Annotated in this window: 19 protein-coding genes; 7 read left to right on the top strand and 12 right to left on the bottom strand. The window is 69.5% G+C overall.

Translation table 11 applies throughout. The features are described from left to right. Positions 1-6: 6 nt before the first annotated feature. From nbrcactino_RS01515 to nbrcactino_RS01505, 3 genes are read right to left on the bottom strand one after another with little or no spacing between them, the layout of a single operon-like run. Positions 7-1,140 carry an MAB_1171c family putative transporter gene (locus tag nbrcactino_RS01515; protein ID WP_161925761.1) on the bottom strand — a complete coding sequence of 378 codons (1,134 nt, stop codon included), beginning with the start codon at positions 1,138-1,140 and terminating at the stop codon, positions 7-9. Between the two features lie 3 nt (positions 1,141-1,143). Then, positions 1,144-1,653 carry a hypothetical protein gene (locus nbrcactino_RS01510; RefSeq protein WP_161925760.1) on the bottom strand — a complete coding sequence of 170 codons (510 nt, stop codon included), beginning with the start codon at positions 1,651-1,653 and terminating at the stop codon, positions 1,144-1,146. A gap of 55 nt (positions 1,654-1,708) precedes the next feature. After that, positions 1,709-2,194, bottom strand: coding sequence for a helix-turn-helix domain-containing protein (locus nbrcactino_RS01505; protein ID WP_161925759.1), 486 nt, complete (start codon positions 2,192-2,194; stop codon positions 1,709-1,711). A gap of 373 nt (positions 2,195-2,567) precedes the next feature. On the opposite strand from nbrcactino_RS01505, the gene nbrcactino_RS01500 reads away from it, so the two are divergent. Then, a complete protein-coding gene (locus nbrcactino_RS01500; RefSeq protein WP_161925758.1) occupies positions 2,568-3,566 on the top strand; it encodes a hypothetical protein in 999 nt (332 codons plus the stop codon). Positions 3,567-3,712: 146 nt separating this feature from the next. Here nbrcactino_RS01500 and nbrcactino_RS01495 read toward each other — a convergent pair whose 3' ends face one another. After that, positions 3,713-5,383, bottom strand: coding sequence for a TM0106 family RecB-like putative nuclease (locus nbrcactino_RS01495; protein ID WP_228460612.1), 1,671 nt, complete (start codon positions 5,381-5,383; stop codon positions 3,713-3,715). Between the two features lie 118 nt (positions 5,384-5,501). On the opposite strand from nbrcactino_RS01495, the gene nbrcactino_RS01490 reads away from it, so the two are divergent. Continuing rightward, on the top strand, positions 5,502-6,233 hold the full coding sequence (locus nbrcactino_RS01490) for a DUF6474 family protein (protein WP_161925756.1): 732 nt from the start codon (positions 5,502-5,504) through the stop codon (positions 6,231-6,233). Positions 6,234-6,255: 22 nt separating this feature from the next. Here the strand turns inward: nbrcactino_RS01490 and nbrcactino_RS01485 are convergent, their stop codons facing one another. From nbrcactino_RS01485 to lysX, 4 genes are read right to left on the bottom strand one after another with little or no spacing between them, the layout of a single operon-like run. Then, positions 6,256-6,708: a hypothetical protein gene (locus tag nbrcactino_RS01485; protein ID WP_161925755.1), complete on the bottom strand. Its 453-nt coding sequence runs from the start codon at positions 6,706-6,708 to the stop codon at positions 6,256-6,258. A 23-nt stretch (positions 6,709-6,731) separates the two neighbouring features. Beyond that, complete coding sequence (locus tag nbrcactino_RS01480; RefSeq protein WP_161925754.1) at positions 6,732-8,285, bottom strand: succinic semialdehyde dehydrogenase; 1,554 nt, start codon at positions 8,283-8,285, stop codon at positions 6,732-6,734. A 53-nt stretch (positions 8,286-8,338) separates the two neighbouring features. Then, positions 8,339-8,839 (bottom strand): ribonuclease E activity regulator RraA, encoded by a 501-nt coding sequence (gene rraA / locus nbrcactino_RS01475; RefSeq protein ID WP_161925753.1) that lies wholly within the window; start codon positions 8,837-8,839, stop codon positions 8,339-8,341. A 46-nt stretch (positions 8,840-8,885) separates the two neighbouring features. Next, positions 8,886-12,209, bottom strand: coding sequence for a bifunctional lysylphosphatidylglycerol synthetase/lysine--tRNA ligase LysX (gene lysX, locus nbrcactino_RS01470; RefSeq protein ID WP_228460611.1), 3,324 nt, complete (start codon positions 12,207-12,209; stop codon positions 8,886-8,888). Between the two features lie 66 nt (positions 12,210-12,275). Between lysX and nbrcactino_RS01465 the strand changes: the two genes are divergently transcribed. Next, positions 12,276-12,494, top strand: coding sequence for an RNA-binding S4 domain-containing protein (locus nbrcactino_RS01465; RefSeq protein ID WP_161925752.1), 219 nt, complete (start codon positions 12,276-12,278; stop codon positions 12,492-12,494). 41 nt (positions 12,495-12,535) lie between these two features. On the opposite strand, the gene nbrcactino_RS01460 is transcribed toward nbrcactino_RS01465, so the two are convergent. Then, positions 12,536-13,987 (bottom strand): glutamate synthase subunit beta, encoded by a 1,452-nt coding sequence (locus nbrcactino_RS01460; RefSeq protein ID WP_161925751.1) that lies wholly within the window; start codon positions 13,985-13,987, stop codon positions 12,536-12,538. Then, positions 13,980-18,566 carry a glutamate synthase large subunit gene (gene gltB / locus nbrcactino_RS01455; protein ID WP_161925750.1) on the bottom strand — a complete coding sequence of 1,529 codons (4,587 nt, stop codon included), beginning with the start codon at positions 18,564-18,566 and terminating at the stop codon, positions 13,980-13,982. Before gltB ends, nbrcactino_RS01460 begins: the two co-directional genes overlap by 8 nt. Before the next feature lie 319 nt (positions 18,567-18,885). Between gltB and nbrcactino_RS01450 the strand changes: the two genes are divergently transcribed. From nbrcactino_RS01450 to nbrcactino_RS01435, 4 genes are all read left to right on the top strand, one after another. After that, positions 18,886-19,863, top strand: coding sequence for an alpha/beta hydrolase (locus tag nbrcactino_RS01450; protein ID WP_161925749.1), 978 nt, complete (start codon positions 18,886-18,888; stop codon positions 19,861-19,863). A gap of 58 nt (positions 19,864-19,921) precedes the next feature. Continuing rightward, complete coding sequence (locus nbrcactino_RS01445) at positions 19,922-20,485, top strand: DUF937 domain-containing protein (RefSeq protein ID WP_161925748.1); 564 nt, start codon at positions 19,922-19,924, stop codon at positions 20,483-20,485. An 81-nt stretch (positions 20,486-20,566) separates the two neighbouring features. Beyond that, positions 20,567-22,384: a DUF2207 domain-containing protein gene (locus tag nbrcactino_RS01440; RefSeq protein ID WP_161925747.1), complete on the top strand. Its 1,818-nt coding sequence runs from the start codon at positions 20,567-20,569 to the stop codon at positions 22,382-22,384. A 69-nt stretch (positions 22,385-22,453) separates the two neighbouring features. Beyond that, positions 22,454-23,026 carry a LemA family protein gene (locus tag nbrcactino_RS01435; RefSeq protein ID WP_161925746.1) on the top strand — a complete coding sequence of 191 codons (573 nt, stop codon included), beginning with the start codon at positions 22,454-22,456 and terminating at the stop codon, positions 23,024-23,026. Between the two features lie 15 nt (positions 23,027-23,041). Here nbrcactino_RS01435 and nbrcactino_RS01430 read toward each other — a convergent pair whose 3' ends face one another. After that, positions 23,042-24,586: an ATP-dependent DNA ligase gene (locus nbrcactino_RS01430; RefSeq protein WP_443093404.1), complete on the bottom strand. Its 1,545-nt coding sequence runs from the start codon at positions 24,584-24,586 to the stop codon at positions 23,042-23,044. Between the two features lie 11 nt (positions 24,587-24,597). Beyond that, on the bottom strand, positions 24,598-25,878 hold the full coding sequence (locus nbrcactino_RS01425; protein ID WP_161927524.1) for an MFS transporter: 1,281 nt from the start codon (positions 25,876-25,878) through the stop codon (positions 24,598-24,600). Between the last annotated feature and the right edge of the window lie 57 nt (positions 25,879-25,935).

The following is a 25,935-nucleotide window of genomic DNA, read 5'->3' as shown; positions in this document are numbered from 1 at the left end:
CCCGGCCTAGGACTTGACCCAGCGCTTGGGTCCTCGGCTCATCGCCAACGACACCTCGCGCAGCGGTTCCCCGTCGCCGACGATTGTGGCCGCCGTCGTGGGGAGGATGTCACGCACCTCCCCCGACGGCGCCCCCTCGTCGGCGTATCGGCGTGCTGCCACGCCGATGAGCTTGGCCTGGCGCTCCGGCGACGACTCGTCGAAATCATCGGGCAGCAGCGGGCTCAGCTGGGTGAGAGCATCCCGGATCTCCACCACCCGCCGGTCGAACAGGATGATCGGCGTCGCCTTCAGCTCACCGCCGTCGGGTGCGGGCAGCACGACCTCCGGCACCGCCTCGGTGACCACCGTCCACAACGGCTCCAAGTCGCGGTACTGCTCACGCAGGGTGAACCGCGCCCGAATCCACCTGATCCGAGCGTGTATCAACGGGTAGGTGATGCCGAGCATGAACGCGAACATGCCGGCCACCGTCAAGATGTTCCCGACCGTCAACAGGGACGGGACGACGAAGGATCGGGTCATCGCCCCGAAGATGAAGGCGATCTGTAAGACCGCGACCACGGCGAGTGCCGACAGGCCGACGATCAGCAGGCTCAGCGATACCCGCAGATAGCCCGCTGCGGCCGGGACGAACTGGCGGATGCTGGCGACGCAGGCGGAGAAGCCGTAGGTGAGGTACACGCTGGCGATGAGGAAGAACGCGGCGAAGGCCCAGTAGCGCACCGAATTGCCCGACAGCGCGTTGTCGCGGACTTCGCGTGGGATGTAAACCATCGCGATTTGCAGCCCGGCCGCCGCGATGGTCAGCGGGACGGCCTCGATCCCGGCGCGGCGGGCCCGCGCGGATTCCCCCGGCACGTAGTAGAAGACGACGATCAGCGCCGCGACGCCGAGCGCCAACATGCCCCAGATCAGCACGCGCGCCATGCCCTCGAACGTGACCGCGTCGACGCGTTTGCCCATGGACGGATTGGCGGCGACGAATGCGAGGGTGAACCCGATGATGCTGACCGTCATCGCCAACGCCTGGAGCCCGCCACCGTATCGGCGGATCTGATCCATCCGCCAGCACACCGCGATGGTGAACACGATCAGGGCGATCAGGTTCACGACGTCGGCTTGCAGGATCACTTCCACGCGCTACATCCATCCCCCGTGGCCGCCGAGGAGCCGCTGGATGCGGCGCATACCGGCGTCGGGCGCGGTCTCGCCGACCGACCCGGAGGCGTCGGTGGCCCACCCGACGATGATCGACGCCAGCATCTCCGCCTCCCACTCGCGCTCGTCGGAATAGCAGGTCCGGGCCAGGGCATCGGCGGCTTGCTCGTCCGTCGGCGCCAGCAGCGCTGCGGCGTCGATCCCGCCGAGGACCTGGTGTCCGGCGATCAGATGCCCGAACTCGTGGATGATGATCTGGTTGCGGTGCAGGGGCGAGGTGTTGGCCTGGCAGAAGAAGTAGTCGCCGTCGCCGGCGGCCAACCAGACTCCGTTCGGCATCCCCGCGGGCAGCGGATAGGCGATGACGCTGATCGGCCGTCCCCGGCGCTGCCCGTACTGCCGGCAGAGTTGCTCGGCGTCGAGCGGCAACTCGAGGTCGAGACCGCGTAACTCCTTACGGCACAACCTGCGCAGTGCTCTCTCGCTGCGCATCCGCTCTCACTCCCCAAAAGAATCCGACGCGGGCCGGATGGCCCGCGTCGTGATCCTACTTGGCGGCCTGGTCGGCCCCAGGAATGTCCGGTGGGTCCTGCGGCAGCCCCTGCTGCTTCCGCAACACCTTGATGAGCTCGTTGACGACCGAAACCTTGTCACTGGACAGGCCGGCGAGACGGAAGGCTGCGAGCTGGATGTCGGTATCGGCCTGCATCCGGAGCTTGTCGATCTCCGTGCGCGTCCGCTGGGCGGCGCCGTCCTCCAGGAAGTAGTGGACGTCCACACCGAACGCGGCCGCGATCCCTTCGACCGTGCGGAACGACGGCGACTTGGCCTTACCGGAACGCAGCTGGCTCAAGTAGGACTCGCCCAACCGGAATCCGCGCGCCGTGGACCGCTGGGCAATCGCCTTGGCGCTGTAGGCCCGCCCGTTCGGGCCCGGAACGGTACGGAACAGTTCTTCCAAGCGCCGGGCGAAGAGACCGGGTTCCACATCAGCCGGGCGACTGTCCGCAGTCCCGGTCTCATTTACCGTCATGAGCTCTCTCCAGTCGAATATCCCCTGTTCAGGGTTAATCTTGAATCTTCTTCAGAATACCCCATTTGGGTGAATCCTGCGGTGCCCCAAGGGGCCGTCGCGCGGGTCACCGCACGTCAGACCGCCTCAGCAGTGCTACTAGCTAGCGCCTTACTTTACCGATAGATGAGTATTCAACATCGCATCGGCACTCGTAAAGATTCCCAGGTAGTCTTCTAACTCAGCTGTGCCGGAGTTCATGGATAGCTCTGCACACCGGCGGGGCATGCTCGGTTCGGGTAGCCCGTCGATGCCCGACAGGTACTCCATAACCCCAGGTCGCGGCAAGAAAACTGCAGATCACCCACAACCCGACGAACAAGGAAAAGCCGCTATGTCGCCCACCGCCCGCCTGCGCACTCGCCGCGTCGCGGCCCGCGTGGCGGTGGCCATTGCGGCGGTCGGTGTGATGAGTTTCACACTCCCAATAGGTAACGGCGGAGGCGACAGCCACGCGTTTCCCGGCGCATTCTCCGGTCCGGGGCACAACGGGGGTGGACCTGGCGGGCCCGGCGGACCCGGTGGCCCTGGCGGCCCCGGATCGACGTGGAGCGGGCCATCGGGCCAGGGCGGACAGAACGCACCCGGAAGCGGCTGGGGGAAGCAGAGTCCGGGTAGCCCCAAGACGGGGCCGGGCAGTCCCCAGACGGCACCGGGCGCCAAGACCGGGCCGGATGCCGGCACCCCCAAGACCTATTCGGACCAAGCGCCGACGACCACCCCTCCTCCGCCGACGACGGAGAGCACCGATCCTCCGGTCACGACGCAGAACACCCCCTCGGCGACCGCTACCCCCACACCGTCTCCCGACAGCTACAGCGGCGGCGGTGGCGGCGGCGGCAGCACCGCACCGCCGCAGATGGGCGGCGCCCCACCGGTACAGGCGCCGCAGGCTCGACCCAACGATCACTATTCGCCAAGCACCTTCCCGCCCCCCGGGGCTCAACAAGGGGCCCCCGGCAACGGTTCGGGCCGAGGTGGACCCCGCCCTCCGCAGGGCGCGGCGCCGCCTCCTCGGCAGCCCGGCGCCGGCGCTCCACCAGCGGCGGCACCCCCGGCACCACCGGGCTCGCCCAGCTCACCCGGGTCGCCCGGCTCTCCGGCCGCACCCCGCTCGGCCGGTGCTCCGGCCAACCCCGGCTCCGGCAACGCCCCCGCCCCGGCGCCGTCTGCTGGCGAACCCTCGTCCAACGACGTTCCGGTCGCCGCCCCGCTGGGCGACTTCGGCGGCCTGGCCGACGGCTACGGCCCCGCGCTGCTGATGGGGATGTCGACGCTCGCGCTACTCGGCAGCGGCCGGTTCCTCGACGCGCTGCGCGCCATCCGCCGCTAAGCCCGGGCCCAGTCGACAAGATCGAGGGCCCAGTCGGCGAGATCGAGGGCCCACTCGACGAGATCGAGGGCCCAGTCGACAAGATCGAGGGCCCAGTCGGCGAGATCGAGGGCCCACTCGACGAGATCGAGGGCCCAGTCGGCGACTCAGGCCAGCAGCTCGCGCATCGTCGGCAGGGCGGTGACGGCATCGCTGTCCATCCACTCCCGCAGGACCTTCGTCGCGCGGACGTCGTCCTCGTTGTATTGCAACAACCGCGTGCGCTGACTCTCGTCGGGCGCCGAACCGTCCATCCCGACGGCCAACGCGTACCAGTCCATCGACGCCGCGCCGCCCGCCTCGTCGTCGCGCCAATGGAAGCCGGCGACCGGTGCGACCCGCTTGAGCCCTTTGCCCTTGGGACAGTAGAAGTTCGACGACACCGCGGCATATACGTCAACCCACTGCGGCGAGGCGATGAACGCATCGACCTCGGCCCGGGTCGGGATCCCCGGCATCCCGGCGAAGCGATCGGCCGACCCGCGCAGCCACCGGTTTTCGGCCTGCTCGGAGTAGCAGTAGGCGGCAAAGGTCTTGCCCCGGGCGTGCGCGTGCGCCATCTCCTCCTGCAACCACGCCCAGAACGCCGCGAAGGACTCGGCCTCGGCCGTCGTCGGCAGCGGCCGCCAGGTCACGAACGGCCGGTATCGGACCGGCCGGTCCGGGTCGGTCCGGTCGGTGAGCAGCGTGCCCCACAGGTACGCGCCATCCTCGCCGAAGCTCTCCATGTCGACATCCACCTCGACGTCGGCCCGCGCGATGGGGGCGGTCGTTGAGCGTCGCACCATGGGACTACCGGTTTGATAGCAGCGTGCCGCAGCAATCGCGTCGGGGAACGACCCGCTGTGCCATTCCTCGGGTTCCTGCGCCGGGGACAGGGCGGCAAGCGCGCCGATGGTAGTGATCCCGTGCTCGCGCAGCGCGGTGGTCACCGACCCGTTCACGACGAGGCTGACATCGTCGCGGACCATGAGTTCGGCCTCGCACTGTTTCCACCACGGACAGTCGGCGCACTCCCCGATGCGACTGGGCGCGGTGGCCACAAGCTGGTCCACAATCGCGAGACGCTCATAGGTGAGGTGGGCGAAATCCTCGCGCTGGGCACCCAGGTCGATCACGGCGATGCAGTCGGCGTCCATCCCGATGACACCGGCCCGCCATTGCCCCGTGCTGCGCTCCCCGGAGAGTCCGGCGGCCACCAGCATCTCGGTCAGGTGTTGGAGACGCTGCTGGTCGCGGCGGTTGGGCCGCATCGTCCGCGTCGTATCGGGCATCGGCAGCCACGCCCACAGGGGACTGGTGGTGATGGCGCGCGGCCCGTCGCCGTTCCCGTTGCCCGCCGACGCCGGCCGGGTCACCCGGTGGTTCACGACGATGACCGGGAGGTAGCCGATACCGTCATGCACCAGCAGTTCGCTGTGACCGCGGCGGCGGTCGAGCGGATCGTCGGGCAGGGCGGCATTCCAGATCCACCGCGCACCCGCCCGCGCGGCCGCCAGGGTCGCGGCGACGCGATCCTCGCGCGGCCCCGACTCGACCGTCACGAACGTGGCGGACGCCTCGTCGCTGTGGATCGAGCGCAGCAGGTCGTGCACGCGCGCCCGGTGCAGTGCCGCCGCCTCTTTGCGCCGGGCCACCTCGGGCGAGTCCGCTGCCTGATCTCGGTGTCCCAAGGCCTGCGGCGAGTTGTCCAGAGCCAACCGGTGCCCACATCCGGAGAGATCACGAGCGGTCAGCAGTACCGCCGCCTGATTCCGGGTCACCGTGCTCACTCTCACCACCTTGCGCCTCCGCGCAGGGAAGCGCGCGAGTCGGTTCCCAACGTAACCGATGGGTCTGACGCCGGAGGCCGGGCGACACGTATCGAACAGAACCGAGATGTCATAGTGTGGCCGCATGGGATTGTTCTCCAACAGCGAGCAGCGGAGCAGCCGCGCGGAGCGGCGCGCCGAGAAGAAGGCCGCCAAGCGGGCCACCAAGCAGCGGGCCAAGTTCGAAGCCCGGTACGACGCCAAGGAGCGCCGCGCCGAACGCAAGCGCGTCGAGAAGGACGGCAAACGCGCCCAACGCCGCACCGACCGCAAGGACGAGCGGGCCCACAAGCGCGAACTGCGCACCGAGGGCCGTAAGGCCAAGCACGCGTCCAAGGCCTCGATCGCCGAGGCCAAGGTCCGCACCGCCGAGATCGAGGCTGCTGCGGCCAAGAAGCGCCTCACCCCGAAGAACGCCCGCCGCGCACTGTCGGTGGCCCGGGTGCTGGCGCCGGTCCTCGGCCCGGTGGTCTACCGCGGCGGGGTGGTCGCCCGTGAGAAGCTCGCCGACTACCAGGCGTCGCGCGCCGGGGTGGCCCCCGAGACGCTGCGGCAGTTCTCCGGCAAGGGGGCGCCGCTGGCGGCCCGTACCGCGACGACCCGGGAATCGCTGCGCGCCCTCACGCTCACCGATTCCAGCGCCGACGCGGCGGCTTTCGCCGCGGCCATGAACGCCCGCCTCGACAACCTGGCGGTGGCGGTCGACGCCGCCGAGTCCATGGCCCCCGCGGCGCGCAAGAACGCCCACCGGGCCATCGGCAACGAGCTCACGGCGATCGACGCCGACATCCTCGCGCGCCTGGGCGTCTCGTCCTAACGCGAGTCAGCGACTAGCGCCCCTACGGGACGATGATGTTGCTGTAGGACGTGCAGTCCTTGCCCGTGGGGGCCAGGCGGCACAACCGGAACTGCTTGCCGTCGAAGCCCTGCAGGCGGGTCCACTGACCCCACACCGGCCCGGAGCCCGGGCGGGCGATGGCCAGGCGCTTCCACGGCGTGCCCACCTTCTTGCGGTACTTCACACTGCGCTGCTCGAGCACCACCGGCGAGCGGCCCTTGTCGTGGGTGAGCACGAATCCGCCGTTGTCCGGCGTCGTCAGTGTCACCGCCCAGGCGGTGCCGTACCAGTCGGCCAGGTGCACGGCGGCCGCCGGATGGGGCGCCGGGGCCCCGGGAAGGGGCAGTGCATCGGCCTGCCCGGACCCGGCCAGCGCGGTCGCACCCACCGCGGCGGTGGCGGCCAGGGCGACCGCCCCGCGGCGGGCGGTATCGCGGATCAGCATCGTCGTCATCGTCGTCTCCGTTCGTGCCCGGTCTAGCGCCCGGGGAGGAACTTCATGGCCGCCATGGCCTTGGGCGTCAGTTTGAGGAAGACGTTCTGCGGAACGCCGCGGATGCCGTCGATCCCGATCACCCGCTGCTCGGCGACCGTCTGCGGCTCGGTGTACTTCAGCAGACCCTCGTCGCCGTGGCGGCGGCCCACCCCGGAGATGCCCATGCCACCCATCGGGGCGGCGGTGGAGCCCCAGGCGGCGGCATAGCCCTCGTTGATGTTGACGGTGCCGGCGCGCAACTGATCGGCGATCGCGTTGGCCTGCGCACTGCTGCCCGCGAAGACGCTGGCATTGAGGCCGTACTCGGTGTCGTTGGCGAGCTTGATTGCCTCGTCGACCGAATCCACCGGGTAGATCGCCACCAGCGGGCCGAAGGTCTCCTGCCGGTAGCAGGTGGCGGCGTCGGTGACGTTGGCCAGGACGGTCGGTTCGAAGAAGAACGGCCCCAGATCCTCGCGGCGCCGACCGCCGGCGAGCACCGTCGCACCGTGGGCCACCGCGTCGTCGAGATGGGCCTGCACGGTGTCCACCTGCGCCGCCGAGGCCAGCGAGCCCATGTCGACCGAGAAGTCGTAGGCCGCGCCCAGCTTCATCTCCGCGACGAAGGCGGCGAAGCGCTTGGTGAACTCCTCGGCGATCGGCTTCTCCACGTAGATCCGCTCGATCGAGATGCACAGCTGCCCGGAGTTGGAGTAGCAGGCGCGCGCGGCGCCGGGAACGGCCTGGTCCAGGTTGGCCCCGGCGGTGACGATGAGCGGGTTCTTACCGCCCAGTTCGGCGGAGAAGCCGATGAGGCGCTTACCGGCCTGGGCGGCGAGTGCGGAGCCGGTCGTCGACGATCCGGTGAACATGACGTAGTCGGTCTGCGCGACGATCTCCTGTCCGACAACGCTGCCCGGCCCGGGCACCACGGCGAACAGTTCGCGCGGCAGCCCCGCCTCGTAGAGCAGTTCAGCGGCCGCCAGGGCACAGTACGGGGTCTGGCTGTCCGGCTTGATGACGACGGCGTTGCCGGCCAGCAGGGCGGCGATCGCGTCGGAGACGGCCAGCGTCAGCGGGTAGTTCCACGGCGAGATGACGCCGACGACGCCCTTGGGTTGATACCGCACCCGGACGCTGGTCGCCCCGGGGATCATGCCCTTGACCTTGTGCTCGGCCAGGACGCCGGGCCCGGTACTCGCGTAGTGGCGGGCAGTCAGCGCCACGTCGAGGACTTCCTCCTGGGCGTACTGCCGCGCCTTGCCCGACTCCGCCTGCACGATGTCCATGAGGGCGTCCGAGTCGCGGTGCACGAGGCGCGCGAAAGCGAACAGCACCTGCGCACGCTCCTTGACCGACCGGGCGGCCCACCCTTCCTGGGCGACGCGGGCTGCGGCGACGGCAGCCTGCAGATCCTTCGCAGTCCCGACCGGGATCTCCGCAATCGTCTTGCCGCTGAAGGCCTCGAGGATGGGGCGCGACTTGCGCTTGGCGGCGGGGTCGATGGCGATCAGCTTGTTCCACCGGTCGAAGACCGCGGATGAGGGTGCCGGCATGTCTGGCTCCTAGCGAAGGGGTTCGGGGCGAAGGGGGTTGCGGGTGACGAGATTCAGGATTGGGTTCCGATGACGACGATGCCGTCGGCGTCGGAGTGCAGGATGTCGCCGGGGGTGAAGGTGATGCCGCCGAATTCGACCGGGACGTCGCGCTCGCCGGCACCGGTCTTGGTGGACTTGCGCGGGTTGGTGCCCAGCGCCTTCACACCGATCTCCATGCCGTCGATGGTGGCGGCGTCGCGGATCGCGCCGTTGACGACCAGTCCGACCCAACCGTGGGTGCGCGCGCGCTCGGCGATGAGGTCGCCGACCAGTGCGGTGTGGATCGAGGCATCCCCGTCGATCACCAGCACCCCACCGGGGTTGTCCTCGCCCAGGACCTCCTTGAGTAGGGCGTTGTCCTGGAAGCAGCGGACGGTGGTGATCGGGCCGGCAAAGCTCTCCCGCTGGCCGAACCGGCGGAACTGTGTGTCGCAGCTGCGCACGTCGGGACCGATTTCGTCGACCAGGTCTGCGGTGGGTACGGGTTGCACGGTGCCGTTGGGAGAACTCATGGGTGAATCCTAACCAAGTGCCCACCCGACCAGCGCCGCAGCGGGGTCACGATTGGTGCGGCTTGGTCAGCGGGAACGGCAGCGACTCGCGGATGGACCGCCCGGTGATGAGCATGACGATCCGGTCGACGCCGAGCCCGAGGCCCCCGGTCGGCGGCATCGCATACTCCAGCGCCTGCAGGAAGTCCTCGTCGAGCTCCATCGCCTCGGGGTCGCCACCGGCGGCCAGCACCGACTGCTCGGTGAGCCGGCGCCGCTGCTGCACCGGATCGGTGAGCTCGGTGTAGGCGGTCCCCAGCTCGACGCCCCAGGCCACCAGGTCCCACCGCTCGGCGACCCCGTCGGCCTCGCGGTGCGGTCGGGTCAGCGGCGACGTCGAGGCGGGGAAGTCCAGGTAGAAGGTGGGCGCGGTGGTGCGCGCCTCGCCGAAATGCTCGTACAGTTCGGCGACGATCTGCCCGGCGTCCCACATCGGGCGCAGGGCCACGCCGTGGGCGCGGGCCAACTCCCGCAGCTCGTCGACCCCGGTCTGCGGGGTGATGGGCACCCCGGCGACCTGCGACACCGTTTCGTACACCGAGTACCGCGGCCAGTCGCCGCCGATGTCGACGCGGTCGTAGCCCCCGTCGCCGTCGGGCCGCAACACCACCGGGGCACCGTGCACCGCGGTGGCCGCCGCCTGGATCATCTCGCGGGCCAACACGGCCATGTCGAGGTAGTCGCGGTGCGCCGCGTAGGCCTCCAGGCTGGTGAACTCCGGGTTGTGGCTGTAGTCGACCCCCTCGTTGCGGAAGTTGCGGCCGATCTCGAAGACCTTGTCCACCCCGCCGACGCAGAGCCGTTTGAGGTACAGCTCGGGAGCGATGCGCAGGTAGAGGTCGAGGTCGTAGGCGTTGATGTGGGTGGCGAACGGCGTCGCATTGGCCCCGCCGTGCACCTGTTGCAGGATCGGGGTGTCGACCTCGAGGAATCCCCGCTCGGCGAGGAAGCCGCGCAACGTGGCGATGATGGTCGACCGGGCGGCCAACAACTCCCGCGCCTGCGGGTCGATGGCGAGGTCGAGGTAGCGCTGGCGGACCTTGGCCTCCGGATCGGCCAGTCCGGCCCACTTGTCGGGCAACGGGTGCAGGCACTTGCCCAACATCCGCCACGTCGACGCCAACACCGAGCGCTGCCCGGACCGCGAGGTGCCGGTGATCCCCCGCACCAGGACGAGATCACCGAGATCGACGAGGCGGGCGAACTCAGGGGTGCCCTCGTCGAGCGCATCGCGTTCGACGACCAGCTGGGTCTGACCGGACCAGTCGTGCAACTCGGCGAAGACCACTCCGCCGAAGTCCCGCAGCGCCGTCACCCGACCGGCAACGGCGACCGCGGTGCCCGCCGGCGCGGCGGCGGTCTCGGCGACGGTGTGCGTCGGCCGCTCGTCGGGACCGGCCGCCGGATAGGCCGCCACGCCGGCGGCGGCCAGGGCGTCGAGCTTGCCCATCCGCACCCGCACCTGTTCGGGTCGGCGGATGGCCGGGGCACCGGCCCGGGCCTCCTCGTCGAGCTCGGCCAGGAGCGCGGGCAGGTCCACGCCCGCCGGGATCGCCGACGGGCCCCGATGGGCCTTGGGCCGGCGGGAGAACTTGGGCAGGGAGACGAATCCCTCGGTGACGATCGCGGCGGTCCCGACCCGCGGGATGACCCGGGCGTCCTCGAACGCCAGGTACCGCGGCACCCACTGCGGCCGGTACTTGGCGTTGGAGCGGTACAGCGATTCCATCTGGACGAACCGCGACGCGAAGGTGAGCACGCCGTGCATGGCGCGGACCACCGGCCCGACGCCCAACCGCTCGCCCTGCTCGAAGAACTCGCGGAACGCGGCGAAGTTCAACGACACCTCGGTGATGCCGAATTCGTCGGCCTGGGCCATCAACTCCGCGACCATCAACTCGACGATCCCGTTGACCGACGAGCGGTCCCGGCGCATAACGTCCAGCGAGGCCCCGGTCCGCCCCCACGGGACGAAGGACAGCATTCCGACACACCGCTCGTCGTCGGTACCGGCTCCCGAAATCGCTTCCACCAGAAGGCAATCGCCGTCTTGGGCGTCGCCCAACCGGCCCAGCGCCATGGCGAAGCCGCGCTCCTCCTCGGTGTCGCGCCACGCGTCGGCCAGCGCGACGACGTCGACCATCTCGGCGTCGGGGATGTCGCGGTGACGCCGGATCCGGACGCTCAGGCCCACGCGCCGGGCCCGCCCGACGGCGTGGCGGACGTTGCGCATCTCGTGGCCGCCGAGGGTGAATCCGCGCGGGTGCAGGATCGCCTCGTCGCCGATGCCGAGCAGGCTCAACCCGGCCTGTTCATAGGCGGCCGCGCCCCGCTCGCTGACACCGATGGCCGCGGGGTGCCAGCCGTAGCGCTCACACTCGGCGAGGAAGACCTCGATGGCGGCCGGCCACGACGCCGGGTCGCCGATCGGGTCGCCGCCGGCCATGCCGACCGATACCTCGACGCGGAAGGTGACCGCGGCCCGGCCGTCGGGTGCGAAGACCGCCGCCTTGTCCCGCCGGGTCGAAAAGTAGGCCAGCGAATCATCGGCGTTGAAGGTGGTGATGAGGGCGCGGATGAGCTCCTCGTCGGGTGGGGTGATCAACCCGCTGAGGCGTTGCGACCGGAACAGCACCAGGGTGGCCGCCAACAGGGCGAGCGCGCCGAACAGGCCGAGTAGCCCGTTGACCGGTCCGATGCTCTGGTGCCCGGCGAAGCTCTGCTGGTCGACGGCGGCGAAGGCGACGACGCGGTTGACCGCGTAGGCGAGCCGCTCGCCGCGTTCCAGGGTCCCCGGGAAGAGCTCGACCAAGCCCCAGCCGAGCAGGGTGCCCACGGCCAGTCCGGCGACCAGCGTGGCCAGCGCGGTGAATGCCGCGCCGCGGCGCACCCGGGTGTAGAACTGCTTGCGCGTGGCGACCAGGAACGCCAGCGCGGCTATGTCGATGGCCAACCCGATTCCCGCGTGGACCCGGTTGCCGGGCCCGTGGCCGTCGAGCCACGGCGGTTCCGCCTCGGCGAGGACGGCGATGTTCGACGCGGCGTAGATCAGCAGGTAGATGACCGAGATCCACCAGGCCACCCGCTTGCGGTGGCCCAGGGCGATCGCCACCAGCGTCAGCACGAAGGCCCACGCGAAGCTCGTGTCCGGCATGGTGATGACGTAGTCGTCGATGAAGGTGCGCGGCCCGTGGATCAGGTGGCGGATCCGCGGCGACAGCGACGACAGCAAGGACAGCGCCGCGAGGACACCGACGATCACCGACGCGGTGTGCGGCGCATCGGTCAGATAGGTTCGCGATCGCACCCGCGGGAAGGCAGTCTGTGGCACTCGTCCACGGTAGACCCGTCCGGTGCTCACGCCGGTGCGCCCGACGGCCGAACTAGACTGTTCCCCATGAACGAGGTACCCATCGACACCGAATCGATCAAGCTCGGGCAGTTTCTCAAGCTGGCCAACCTCATCGATTCGGGTGCCGATGCCAAGGCCGTGATCGCCGACGGGATGGTGCGGGTGAACGACGAGGTCGAGCGCCGACGGGGCCGCCAACTCGTCGACGGCGACCGGGTCGAGTTCGCCCAGTACGCCGCGACGGTGGTGGCTCCGACGCCGTAGCCACCCCCGCAACCCCCGCCGCGACGGGGAAGAGGCAACCGTCAGCGCTGGGCGACCTGGGTCGGCACGATCGGCGCCGGCAGGTCGGTCTCCCCCATCAGGAAGCGGTCGGCCGCCGCGGCCGCTGAGCGGCCCTCGGCGATTGCCCACACGATCAGCGACTGGCCTCGACCGGCGTCGCCGGCGACGAAGACGCCGGGGACCGTCGAGGCGAAGTCGTCGCCGCGCTTGATGTTGCCGCGCGCGTCGTACTCCACGCCGAGCTTGTCGAGCAGGTCGCCGCGCTCCGGGCCGACGAAGCCCATCGCCAGCAGGACCAGGTCGACCTCGAGCTCGAAGTCGCTGCCCGCGACCTTCTCGAATCGGCCGTCGACCATGGTGACCTCGTGGGCGCGCAGCCCGGTGACCTTGCCGTCGGCGCCGGTGAACTCCTCGGTGTTCACGCTGAAAACGCGCTCCCCGCCCTCCTCGTGGGCCGAGGAGACCCGGTACATCAGCGGGTAGGTCGGCCACGGCGTCGACGCGGCGCGCTCGCCCGGCGGGCGCGGCATGATCTCGAACTGGTGGACGATCTCGGCGCCCTGGCGCAACGACGTGCCCAGGCAGTCCGCACCGGTATCTCCGCCGCCGATGATGACGACCTTCTTACCCTTGGCGGTGATCTGGTTCGCCACCGTGTCGCCGTGCTGCACGCGGTTGGCCTGCGGCAGGAACTCCATCGCCTGGTGGATGCCGTCGAGTTCGCGGCCCGGGATCGGCAGGTCGCGCCCGATGGTCGACCCGACCGACAGCACCACCGCGTCGAAATCGGAGCGCAACTGCTCGACGGTGATGTCGACGCCGACGTTGACGCCGGCCCGGAACACGGTGCCCTCGGCGGTCATCTGCTCGAGGCGCCGGTCGATGTAGTGCTTCTCCATCTTGAACTCGGGGATGCCGTAGCGCAGCAGGCCGCCGATGCGGTCGGCCCGCTCGAAGACGGTGACCGCGTGACCGGCCCGGGTGAGCTGCTGGGCGGCGGCCAGACCGGCCGGCCCGGAACCGACGACCGCGACCGACTTGCCGGTGCGCACGGTCGGCCGGACCGGTTCCACGCCGGTGGTGGCGAAGGCGTTCTCGACGAGCTCGACCTCCACCTGCTTGATCGTCACGGCCGGCTGGTTGATGCCGAGCACGCACGACGCCTCACACGGCGCCGGGCACAACCGCCCGGTGAACTCCGGGAAGTTGTTGGTGGCGTGCAGGCGGTCGATGCCGTCGGCCCAGCGGTCCCGGTAGACCAGGTCGTTCCACTCCGGGATCAGGTTGCCCAGCGGACAGCCGTTGTGGCAGAACGGAACACCGCAGTCCATGCAGCGGCTGGCCTGCGTGCGCAGGGTGTCCTTGTCGAAGTCGGTGTAGACCTCTTTCCAGTCCAGCAACCGCAGTTCGACCGGACGCCGCTCGGGCAGTTCCCGTTCGGTGTGCTTGAGGAATCCGCGCGTGTCAGCCATTCGCCGCCTCCATGATCGCGTCGTTGACATCGCGGCCGTCGCGCTCGGCGGCCTCGATGGCGAGTAGAACCCGCTTGTAGTCCCGGGGCATGATCTTGCGGAAGTGCGCGAGCTGCGCGTCGAAGTCCGCCAGGATCGCCTCGGCGACCGGTGAATCGGTCTCGTCGCGGTAGTCCGCGATCGTCGTCCGCAGGAAGGCGACGTCGTCGGCGCCGAACTGCTCGATGTCCACCAACTCCGGGTTGAGGTTGTCGATGAGACGGTTGTCGGGGTCGTAGAAGTAGGCGATACCGCCCGACATCCCGGCCGCGACGTTGCGCCCGGTCGCGCCGAGCACGATCACCCGGCCGCCGGTCATGTACTCGCAGGCGTGGTCGCCCACGCCCTCGACCACCGCGGTGACGCCGGAGTTGCGGACGCAGAAGCGTTCGCCGACGATGCCGCGCAGGTAGATCGACCCGGCGGTGCCACCGAACCCGATGACGTTGCCGGCGATGATGTTCTCCTCGGCGACGAAGTCCGACGGCATCGTCGTCGTCGGCCGCACCACGATCCGCCCGCCCGAGAGGCCCTTGCCGACGAAGTCGTTGGCATCGCCCTGCAGGCGCATCGTGATACCCCGGGGCACGAAGGCGCCGAAGCTGTTGCCCGCCGACCCGGTGAACGCGATCTCGATGGTGTTGTCCGGGAGCCCGTGGGCACCGTAGACCTTGGTGACCTCGTGGCCGAGCATCGTGCCGACGGTGCGGTTGACGTTGCTGACCGGGATGGTCACCTGGATCGGCGTACCGGTGTCGATGGCCTCGCGGCACTGGGCGATGAGCTCCTGGTCCAGCGCCTTGTCCAGGGCGTGGTCCTGGCGGCCCGAGCAGTACCGGTCCTGGTTCATGAACGGTGAATCGGGCTCGGTGAGGATCGGGCTCAGGTCGAGCTTGCCGGCCTTCGAGTCGCGCCAGTGCGCCAGCGCCCTGCTGGTGTCGAGTGCCTCGACCTGGCCGACCGCTTCCTGCAGCGTGCGGAAGCCGAGGCGGGCCAACAGCTCGCGCACCTCCTCGGCGATGTAGAGCATGAAGTTCTCGACGAACTCGGGTTTGCCGGTGAAGCGCTCGCGCAGCAGCGGGTTCTGCGTCGCGACCCCCACCGGGCAGGTGTCGAGGTGGCAGACGCGCATCATGATGCAGCCCGACACCACCAGCGGGGCGGTCGCGAAGCCGAACTCCTCGCCGCCGAGCAGGGCGGCGATGACGACGTCGCGGCCGGTCTTCAGCTGGCCGTCGACCTGCACGACGATCCGGTCGCGCAAGCCGTTGAGCAGCAGCGTCTGCTGGGTCTCGGCCAGGCCGATCTCCCACGGGGCGCCGGCGTGCTTGAGCGAGGTCAGCGGGCTGGCGCCGGTACCGCCGTCGTGCCCGGAGATGAGCACGACGTCGGCGTGGGCCTTGGAGACGCCGGCCGCGACCGTGCCGACCCCGAGCTCGGAGACCAGCTTGACGTGGATCCGCGCCTCCGGGTTGGCGTTCTTCAGGTCGTGGATCAGCTGCGCCAGGTCCTCGATCGAGTAGATGTCGTGGTGCGGCGGCGGCGAGATGAGGCCGACGCCAGGCGTCGAACCGCGGACCTCGGCGACCCACGGGTACACCTTGTGCGGCGGCAGCTGGCCGCCCTCGCCGGGCTTGGCGCCCTGCGCCATCTTGATCTGGATGTCGGTGCAGTTGGTCAGGTAGTGGCTGGTCACCCCGAACCGGCCGGAGGCGACCTGCTTGATCGCCGACCGGCGCCAGTCGCCGTTCTCGTCGCGGCTGAAGCGGCGCGGATCCTCGCCCCCCTCACCCGAGTTCGACCGACCGCCGAGGCGGTTCATCGCGATGGCGAGGGTCTCGTGCGCCTCCGCCGAGATCGAGCCGTAGCTCATCGCGCCGGTGGAGAACCGTTTGACGATCTCGCTCGCCGGTTCGACCTTGTCGATCGGGATCGGGTCCCGGTCGCCGAAGTTGAAGTCGAATAGGCCGCGCAGGGTGCCCAGTCGCCGCGACTGGTCGTCGACGAGCGACGTGTACTCCTTGAACACCGAGTACTGGCCGGTGCGCGTGGAGTGCTGCAGCTTGAACACCGTGTCCGGGTTGAACAGGTGGTACTCGCCCTCGCGGCGCCACTGGTACTCACCGCCGACCTCGAGTTCGCGGTGCGCCCACTCCGACGGGCGGTCGAGGAAGGCCAGGTGGTGGCGCGCGGCCACCTCGTCGGCGATCTCGTCGAGGCCGATGCCGTCGAGCTGGCTGTTGCAGCCGGTGAAGAACTCGTCGCAGACCGCCTGGCTCAGGCCGATGACCTGGAACAGCTGTGCACCGTTGTAGGACGGGACGGTGGAGATGCCCATCTTGCTCATCACCTTGAGCACGCCCTTGCCCGCGGCCTTGATGTAGTTGGCCCGGGCGGTGGCGAAATCCGACCCGTGGTCACCGGTGGCACCGGTGATGATGCCCCGATCCAGCATGTCCTCGATCGACTCGAAGGCCATGTACGGGTTGACCGCCGAGGCGCCGAACCCGATCAGCGTCGCCATGTGGTGGACCTCGCGGGCATCACCGGATTCGATGATGATGCTGGCCCGGCTGCGGGTCTTCTCGCGGACCATGTGGTGGTGGACCGCCGAGGTCAACAGCAGCGACGGGATGGGCGCGAACTCCTCGTCGGACTCCCGGTCGGACAGGATGATCAGGCGGGCGCCCTCGTCGACGGCGGCCGACACCTTGGCGCAGACCTCGTCGAGCGCGCGCCGCAGGCCTTGCCCGCCGTCGGCGACCCGGTACAGCCCGTGCAGGTGCACCGAGGAGAAGCCGGTGTCGCCGTTGATCGCGATCAGGCGGCGCAGGTCGTCGTTGTCGAGGATCGGGCTGGGCAGCACGATCTGGCGGGCCGACTCCGGCGTCGGGTGCAGCAGATCGCCCTGGCCGCCGATGCGCTGCCCGATGCTGGTGACCACTTCCTCGCGGATGGCGTCCAGCGGCGGGTTGGTGACCTGTGCGAAGAGCTGCTGGAAGTAGTCGAACAGCAGCCGCGAGCGGGCCGAGAGGACGGCCACCGGGGTGTCGGTGCCCATCGATCCGATCGCCTCGGCCCCGGTCGCCGCCATCGGCTTCACCAGCAGGTTGAGGTCCTCGTTGGTGTAGCCGAACAGCTGCTGGCGGTGCGCGACGCGCTTGTGGGACATGTGGATGTGCTCGGGGGACGGCAGATCGCCGAGGCTGATCTGGTTCTCCTCGAGCCACTGCGCGTACGGGTGCTCGGCGGCGAGTTCGTCCTTGATCTCGACGTCGTCGACGATGCGGCCCTGTGCGGTGTCGACCAGGAACATCTTGCCCGGCTGCAGCCGCAGCTTCTGCACGACGTCGGCGTGGTCGATGTCGAGGACGCCGACCTCCGAGCCGAGCACGACCAAGCCGTCCTTGGTGACCCAGATGCGCGACGGGCGAAGACCGTTGCGGTCGAGGACCGCGCCGATCACGGTGCCGTCGGTGAAGCAGACCGAGGCCGGTCCGTCCCAGGCCTCCATCAGCGCCGAGTGGTACTCGTAGAACGCACGGTGCTCGGGTTTCATCGACTCGTGGCGCTCCCACGCCTCGGGAATCATCATCAGCACCGCGTGCGGGAGCTTGCGGCCGCCGAGGTGGAGCAGTTCCAGCGCCTCGTCGAAACGGGCGGTGTCCGAGGCACCCGGGGTACAGATCGGGAAGATTCGATCACCACCCTCGAACGCCGAGACGTCCATCAGGGCCTCACGGGCCCGCATCCAGTTCTCGTTGCCGTTGACGGTGTTGATCTCGCCGTTGTGGGCGACCCGGCGGTACGGGTGGGCCAGCGGCCAGCTGGGGAAGGTGTTGGTGGAGAAGCGCGAGTGGACCAGGCCCAGCGCGCTGACCACGCGGTCGTCCTGCAGGTCCAGGTAGAAGCCGCGCAGCTGCGGGGTGGTCAGCATGCCCTTGTAGACGAAGGTCCGCCCGGACAGGCTCGGGAAGTACACGGTGCCCGACGCCTCCGCGCCCTGGCCGGCTCCCTTGTTGCCGAGTTCGTGCTCGACGCGCTTGCGCACCACGTAGACCCGGCGCTCGAGCTCGTCGCCGGCCGCGCCGCCCACGAAGATCTGGCGGAAGGTGGGCATCGCGTCGCGGGCCAGGGCGCCGATCGACGCGTCGTCGACGGGGACGTCGCGCCAGCCGAGGACGGTCAGGCCCTCCGCCTCGACGATCTTGTCGACGCCTTCGACGGCGGTCTGGGCATCGCCGCTGCCCTGGGGGAGGAAGGCGATGCCGGTGGCGTAGGCGCCTTCGGCGGGCAGGTCGAAGTCGACGACCGCGCGGAAGAAGGCATCCGGGATCTGAATCATGATCCCGGCGCCGTCACCGGTGTTCGGCTCGGCGCCGGCGGCGCCGCGGTGTTCCAGGTTGACCAGTGCGGTGATGGCCTTCTCGACGATGTCTCGGCTGCGTCGGCCGTGCATGTCGACGACGAACGCGACGCCGCACGCGTCGTGCTCATTGGCTGGATCGTAGAGACCGATGGGTCCCGGAGCATGCTGCATGATCGCCCCTTGCACTCAAACGGTGCGCGACGCTGGGCACCCCAAACATTCGGACTGTGGGTGAATCCGTCGCGGGCTGCGCGACGGTGGGTCAGCGTCGTTGCTGACGATTCAGATGTGTGGAGACATTCTCCCATGACAACGCCCAGGACGGGAAATCGAATTCCCCACACCCGGTGTTACCCGGTCATGACCTGTGTGTTTCAGCCAGTTTACGCGTCCGGGACACCCCTCGGTGGTTGATCGCCCGGCCGATGCGGCCGAATCGCCGCCGCAACTTGCCCAAGCGTTTGCTAGGCAGCGACTACAGTCGATGTTTGTGAACGTGAATACCGCCGGTTCGGCACCGGCCCGCGGCTCGCTGCGGGCCCGGGCGATCAACGGCTCATTGGCCCGGGTGGTCAACCCGGCGTTCCGCATCACCAACCTCGGCTCACCCCAGATCATCAGCGCGATGCGCCCGGTGGTGAACCAAACCCTCAACCTCTTCAGCCCGGTCCCGCCGGGTACCCGGACCGAGCCCGTCCGCACCCGCGGCGACGACGGGCAGGTCCGCGGCGAGTGGGTGTGGGGTCCCCGCGTCGGGCAGCGCCGGGTCGCCGACACCACTGTCATCTACTACCTGCACGGCTCGGGCTATGTGATTTGCAGTCCGCGCACGCACCGCGGTTTGGTCTCCCGGCTCTCCCGTCGCACCGACTGCGTCGCGTTCTCCCTGGACTACCGCCTGGCTCCGGAACACCGGTTCCCCGCCGCGGGCGACGACACCGTGCGCGGCTACCGGTGGCTGCTCGACCAGGGGTACCGGGCGGAGAACATCGTCGTGGCCGGCGACTCGGCCGGCGGACACCTGGCGATGGATCTGCTGGCCGCCAATCAGGCCGCGGGTCGGCCGCAGCCACGGGCGATGGTCCTGTTCTCCCCGCTGATGGACCCGACCTTCGGCCTCGCCCTGGCCCGTGAGGCCCGCGGGGAGAAGGACCCGATCATCGCCGCCCGCTCGGCCCGCCGGATCCTCGACATGTACACCGCCGGCGCACCGGCGAACCACCCCCGGATGACGGTGTCGCTGCACCCCGCCGATGACTTGCCCGCGACGCTCATCCAGGTGGGCGCCCGCGAGGTGATGGCCGACGACGCCCGCTTCCTGCATGCGTCGTTGGTCGCCGCCGGTGCCCGTTCGCACCTGCAGCAGTGGCCCGATCAGGGCCATGTTTTTCAGATGTTCCCGATGCTCACACCCGAATCCAGTCAGGCCGTTAGCGATGCGGCGCGATTCATCCGTTCGGTAGCATGACACCACCGGCGACCGAGTGCTTCCAACCGTTCTCGAAAGCCTCAACTAAGGAGACTCCGTGTCCGATCTTGATGACCTGTTGAAGACCATTCCCGTCGGCGATATCGCCTCGCAGCTCGGGGTCGACGAAGCAACCGCCGGTGCCGCGGTCGCCCAGGCCGTACCCACCCTCCTGGCCGGACTGCAGGCCAAGGCCGAGTCGGACGACTCCGGCGACGACGTCGCCCAGGCTGCCGATGCCGGCGACGGCGACGCCGTGATCAAGGGGCTCTTCGGCGACAAGACCGACGACGTCGCGCATGCGGCCGCCGGCCAGGCTCCCGAGGGAGTCAGCTCCGACCTCATCAAGAAGGTCATGCCGATGCTGGCCCCGCTGGTCATCGCCTTCGTGACGCAGAAGCTCCTCGGCGGCAAGGGCGGCGCACAGCAGCAGGCCGGCGGCGCCGGTGGCGCACTGGGCCAGATCCTCGGCGGCGCACTCGGCGGCAACGCCGGCGGCGGGCTGGGCAGCATCCTCGGTGGCATGCTCGGCGGCGGCGCGCAGCAGCAGTCCGGCGGCGCCGGCGGCGCCGGCGGCGCGCTCGGCAGCATCCTCGGCGGGCTCCTGGGCGGCAAGAAGTAAACACACGGGGGGCTTAGCCTCTCCCGACGGCCGTCGCGTTCTCAACGGACGCGGCGGCCGTTTGGCGTTACGCTGCGATACGTGCGCCGCGTCTTCCTCTCCTCGATCGCCGCCCTGCTGACGGTGATCGGCCTGGCCTTGCCCGTCCAGTGGGGCCTCTCGTCGTCGTCGGGCAACGGGTCTCCCGATCCCGTCCGGGTCTCGTCCTATGAGGCGGACTACACCGTCGACGACACCGGCCGCCTCCACGCCACCGAAACCCTGACCACCGAATTCCCCTTCGGCCGCCACGGCATCTTCCGCTTCTGGGATCTGGCCGACTCCTCCAACCCCCACGTGCGCTACACCCCGGAGAACATCGCCGTGACCCGCGACGGGCAGCCGGAACAGTTCACCCTGCTCTGGGAGCGCGGCAAGCGCTTCCGCGTCGCCAAGATCGGCGCACCCAACGCGTTTATCGACTCGGGGACCCACGTCTACCGGATCACGTACACCGTCGACGGCGCCCTCGAACCGGCCAACTCCCGACCGGGCGACGGCCAGGCGACGTCGAGTTGGGGCGATCAGCACAAGTCGCGCCTGCGGTGGCGCGTCGTTCCCGACGGCCTGTCCATGCCGGTCGAGGCGTCGAAGGTCACCGTCAACCTGCCGGCCAAGGTGACCAGTTCCGCCTGCGCGACGAGCAACAACGATCCGTGCGAGGTGCGGGTCGACGGGGATCGATCAGTCGTCATCACCACCGGCCGACTCGGCTCCAACAACGGGGTCGCCCTGCTCGCCGACCTCGATCTGGCGCCACCGAAGCGCACCACCGTCCCGTGGTCGATCCGACTCGACCCGATGCTCGGCCGGTCATGGCCGGTCGTCGCGTTGCTCCTGGTGCTCTCGCTGATCACCTTCGCCATCGGGGCCTTCTGGACCTGGCGCAGCCGCGAGGAGATCCCGCTGCTGCCGGTCATGTTCGAACCGCCGGCCGACCCGCTCACCAACACCGCCCTGTCCCCGGTCCAGTCGTACTACGTCACCCGGGAGACCATTCCGACGAAGGCGCTGACCTCGACACTGCTGTTCATGGCCGAACAGCGGCTGGTGCACCTGGTCCGCGAGGACAACGGCGACTTCACCGTCGTCTCCGACGCCGACGAACAACGCTGGGCGCAAGCCGATCCGGTCACCCTGGCGGTGGGCCGGTCGCTGGGATTGACCCGCACCGGGGCCACGTTCAGCGCCGACGGATCGGTCAGCGCCGGGAAGGTCCTCCAGTCCACGCAGTCGACCCTGGACTCCACGACCAAGATCTGGGGCGTGCAGTCCGGTGCCATCGCGCGCAGCGGGTTCGAAACTGCCGGGCGCACCCTGGTCGGACTGGTGGCCATCGCCGCCGCGGTGCTGTTCATCTTCAAGGTGTTGCCGTTCTCGCTGGCGGTGCTGCCGCTGGCCGCCTTCGTCATCGGCGGTGCCGGCCTGTTCGTGAGCGGGGTCGGTACCCGCCGAACCCTGCTGGGTCGCGACCTCTGGTCGCGTGCGGGCGGGTTCGAGCGGTTGCTGTCGACCTCGTCGAACAAGGAGCGGCTGGACTTCAGCGCCCGCAAAGACCTGTACACCTCCTTCATCCCGTACGCGGTGGCCTTCGGCGCCGCGGCCGCGTGGGCCAACAAGTACCGGATGGCGATGGGCACCGAACCGCCGACGCCGAGCTGGATCGTCACCCCGACCGGCAACCCGGTGCCGGCCATGCTGTTGTCGGGCCCGGGCGGGGTCAGCAGCTTCGAGTCGAGCCTCTCGTCGTCGATCTCGGCCTACACCGCGAGCCAGTCGTCGAGCAGCAGCGGTGGCGGCTTCTCCGGCGGCGGCTTCTCCGGCGGCGGTGGCGGCGGTGGCGGTGGCGGCTCCTGGTAGCCGCTATCCCCCTACCCGAACCGCGACATCCCAGTAACCTCTAAGCAGAACCAACGAAAGGGCACGACCGTGACCGCTGGCCTTCTCATCCTGATCATCGTCGTGGTGGTCATCGTCGCTTTGCTCCTGTTCGGCATCACCGGCTTCAACAAGCTGCGCAAGGCCGATATCGCCGCACAGGAGGCCCTGGGCGGCATCGACGTCCAACTGACCCGGCGCGCCGACCTGATCCCGAACCTGGTCAACACCGTCAAGGGGTACGCCGCCCACGAGAGCGGGGTCTTCGAGGAGGTCGCCCGGGCGCGCGGCGCCGTCGCCCAGGCGGCGCAGAACGGCACCGTCGAGCAGAAGGCCGCCGCCGACCAGGCCCTCACCGGCGCCCTCGGCCGACTGTTCGCGGTCGCCGAGAACTACCCCGACCTGAAGGCGTCGGCCAACTTCATCCAGCTGCAGACCGAGCTGAGCGACACCGAGAACAAGCTGAGCTTCGCCCGGCAGTTCTACAACGACGCGGTGTCGCGCCTCAACCAGCTGGTGCAGACCATCCCGTGGATGTTCTTCTCCGGGATCGCCGGGGTCAAGGCCCGCGACTTCTACCAGGCCCCCGAGGGCCAGCAGGCGCCTCCGCAGGTCCAGTTCTAACCGCCGACTGGGCCCTCAATCCCGCCGAGTGGGCCCTCGATCTCGCCGAGTGGGCCCGTCACGGTCCAAGTCGCGCAGTTCGACGACGCTGGTCGCATCGTCCGGGGCCTTGTCGGGCCGGTAGCGGACCACCCGCGCGAAGCGCAGCGCGACCCCGCCGGGATAGCGCGTGCTGCGCTGGACCCCGTCGATGGCGATCTCGACGACGAAATGCGGGCGCAGGTACACCGTGTGCTCGTCGCGCCCGGTCTCATGCTCGCCGAACACGGCCGTCTGCCACGCCAATAATTCGTCGGTCATGCCCTTGAACGTCTTGCCGACCATGATCGGCGGACCCCCGTCCGGGTCGCGCGCACCGAGGTGGATGTTGGACAACCGGCCCCGACGACGACCCGATCCCCATTCCGCCGCCAGCACGACGAGGTCGACGGTGTGGACGGGCTTGATCTTCTGCCATGTCCGTCCCCGGCGGCCCGCCGCGTACCGCCCGTCGGGCGCCTTGACCATCACCCCCTCGTGCCCGGCCGCGACCGCGGCGTCGAACAGCTCCGCGACCCCGGCGGCACTGGTCACCGCACTACTTGGAATTCGCAACCCCCCGGCGACCGCGTCCAAGGCAGACAGACGCTCGACGAGGGGCTCGTCGATCAGATCGGCACCGTCGAGATGGAGGCAGTCGAAGAAGTAGGGCTGCAACGCGGTACCGCCGTCGCCGAATCCGCTCATCGTCTCCTGGAATGGGCGCGGCCGCCCATCGTCGGTGACCGCCATCGTCTCACCGTCGAGAATGACGCTGCGACAAGGGAGTTCGCCGACCAACCGGACCACCTCGGGGACCGCGCCAGTGATGTCGCGCAGCGATCTGGTGAATACCGAGATCTCGGACCCGTTGCGGTGCACCTGGATTCGCGCGCCGTCGTACTTCGCGTCGAGGACGACGGTCGGCCCCAACTCCTCCCACGCCTGCGCCACCGACGCGGCCGGTGTCGCCAGCATCGGCATCAGCGGTCGGCCCACGACGATGCCCAGGGCGTCCAACGCGTCGGCACCATCGGTGACCGCCAGCCGGGCCGTCGCCGGCAACGACCCGGACAGCATCACCGCCCGGCGCACCACCGGGGTGGGGATGGCCGTGGCCGCAGCCACCGCGTCGGTGACCACTCCGGCCAGCGCGCCCTGCCGGATCTCGCCGGAGAGGAGTCCGCGCAGGAAGTGTTGTTCGTCGGCGGTGGCCGCGGCGAACAGCTCGGTGACCAATCCGGCCCGGATCCCGGCCGAACCCGGGCCGTGAACGGCGGCGATCCGGGTGAAGACCTCGTCCACCGCGGCGACGGTGAGACCCGCCGCGACCGCCGGTGGCTGTCGGCTGAGATTCCGCAGGCTCGACCACCCGACCCCGATCCGCCCCTGCGGCAACTCGCCGGAGAGCCACGCGGTGACCGTCGCGATCTCCTCGGCCCCCGCCCGGCGGAGCAGATCGGCGATCGCCGCCGTCTTCTCCGTGCGCCCCCGCGTCTGCCCGACGCGGCCCGAGGTCGCGGCGACGTCGCCGAGCAGCAGCGCACCCATGGTCAGACCTTGGTCAGCTCCACGTCGCGGGTCTCCGGCGCGAGGATCAGCGCGATCAGGGTGATCCCGGCGGCGACCGCGAGATAGTGGCCCACCGCGCCGACGCCGTACCGGTCCGCCAGCGCGGTTGCGATGAACGGGGCGACCGCGGCGCCGAGGATGGAGGCGACGTTGTAGGAGATCCCCGAGCCGGTGTAGCGGACGTTGGTGGGGAACAGTTCCGGGAGCACGGCGCTCATCGGCCCGAAGGTCAACCCCATCAGCGTCATGCCGACGATCAGGAAGCCGAGCATGGTGCCCTCGGTGGCCACCCCCGGACCGATCACCTTGGTGAAGGTGAGGCCGAAGACGACCATGCCGATGGTGATGGCGATCAGCACCGGCTTGCGCCCGAGCCGGTCGGCCAGCCAGCCGGACATGGGGACGAAGGCGGCGAAGAACAGCACCGCGATCAATTGCAGTTCGATGAACCGGGTCGCCTCGATCGCCAGGTTCGTCGTCTCCGACTTCTTGGTGCCGTAGGCACTCACCCACGCCGTCATCAGATAGAAGAGCGTGTAGGTGGCCAACATGATGAAGGTGCCCAGGATCAACGGGCGCCACGAGGTGCGGAACACCGTCGCCAGCGGGGCCCGGACCTTCTCACCGGCTTCGACGGCGGCGGTGAACACCGGCGTCTCAGTCAGCCGCAGCCGCACATACAGCCCGACGATCACGATCACCGCGCTCGCCAGGAACGGCACCCGCCAACCCCACACGTAGAACGGGTGGTCGGTCGGCGAGGAGTCCTTGTCGAATCCCATGGTGACCATCAGCGCCAGGTAGACCCCGTTGGCCATCAGGAAGCCCAGCGGCGCACCGAGCTGCGGCCACATCGCCGCCCAGCCGCGCTTGCCCTCCTGCGCCGTCTCGGTGGCCAGCAGCGCCGCGCCCGACCATTCGCCGCCGAGGCCGACGCCCTGGCAGAAGCGCATCAGGGCGAGCAGGACCGGCGCGAGGTAGCCGACGGCACTGAAGGTCGGCAGCAGGCCGATGATGAACGTCGCGATCCCCATGGTCAACAGCGATCCGACGAGGGTGGCCTTGCGGCCGATCCGGTCGCCGAAGTGGCCGAAGATCATCGACCCCACCGGGCGTGCGACGAAGGCGACGCCGAAGATCGCGAAGGAGGCGAGCAGGGCCGCCGTGTCGTTGCCCTTCGGGAAGAAGAGCGTCGGGAAGACGAAGACGGCGGCCGTCGCATAGATGTAAAAGTCGAAGAACTCGATAGTGGTGCCCACCATCGACGCCACGACGATGCGCCGCCGCGGTACCTGCTGGTAATCGCTCACCCGTGGAGG

Origin of the sequence: Gordonia crocea (assembly GCF_009932435.1) — a bacterium.
GTDB lineage: Bacteria > Actinomycetota > Actinomycetes > Mycobacteriales > Mycobacteriaceae > Gordonia > Gordonia crocea.
The sequence above is the reverse complement of the archived record's forward strand: the minus strand, read 5'-3'. Positions and strand labels throughout refer to the sequence as shown.

Coding starts and splice junctions, on each gene's coding strand:
- nbrcactino_RS01510 (WP_161925760.1), bottom strand. CDS start 1,653: ATGCGCAGCGAGAGAGCACTGCGCAGGTTGTGCCGTAAGGAGTTACGC.
- nbrcactino_RS01505 (WP_161925759.1), bottom strand. CDS start 2,194: ATGACGGTAAATGAGACCGGGACTGCGGACAGTCGCCCGGCTGATGTG.
- nbrcactino_RS01500 (WP_161925758.1), top strand. CDS start 2,568: ATGTCGCCCACCGCCCGCCTGCGCACTCGCCGCGTCGCGGCCCGCGTG.
- nbrcactino_RS01490 (WP_161925756.1), top strand. CDS start 5,502: ATGGGATTGTTCTCCAACAGCGAGCAGCGGAGCAGCCGCGCGGAGCGG.
- nbrcactino_RS01485 (WP_161925755.1), bottom strand. CDS start 6,708: ATGACGACGATGCTGATCCGCGATACCGCCCGCCGCGGGGCGGTCGCC.
- nbrcactino_RS01480 (WP_161925754.1), bottom strand. CDS start 8,285: ATGCCGGCACCCTCATCCGCGGTCTTCGACCGGTGGAACAAGCTGATC.
- rraA (WP_161925753.1), bottom strand. CDS start 8,839: ATGAGTTCTCCCAACGGCACCGTGCAACCCGTACCCACCGCAGACCTG.
- nbrcactino_RS01465 (WP_161925752.1), top strand. CDS start 12,276: ATGAACGAGGTACCCATCGACACCGAATCGATCAAGCTCGGGCAGTTT.
- nbrcactino_RS01460 (WP_161925751.1), bottom strand. CDS start 13,987: ATGGCTGACACGCGCGGATTCCTCAAGCACACCGAACGGGAACTGCCC.
- gltB (WP_161925750.1), bottom strand. CDS start 18,566: ATGCAGCATGCTCCGGGACCCATCGGTCTCTACGATCCAGCCAATGAG.
- nbrcactino_RS01425 (WP_161927524.1), bottom strand. CDS start 25,878: ATGGTGGGCACCACTATCGAGTTCTTCGACTTTTACATCTATGCGACG.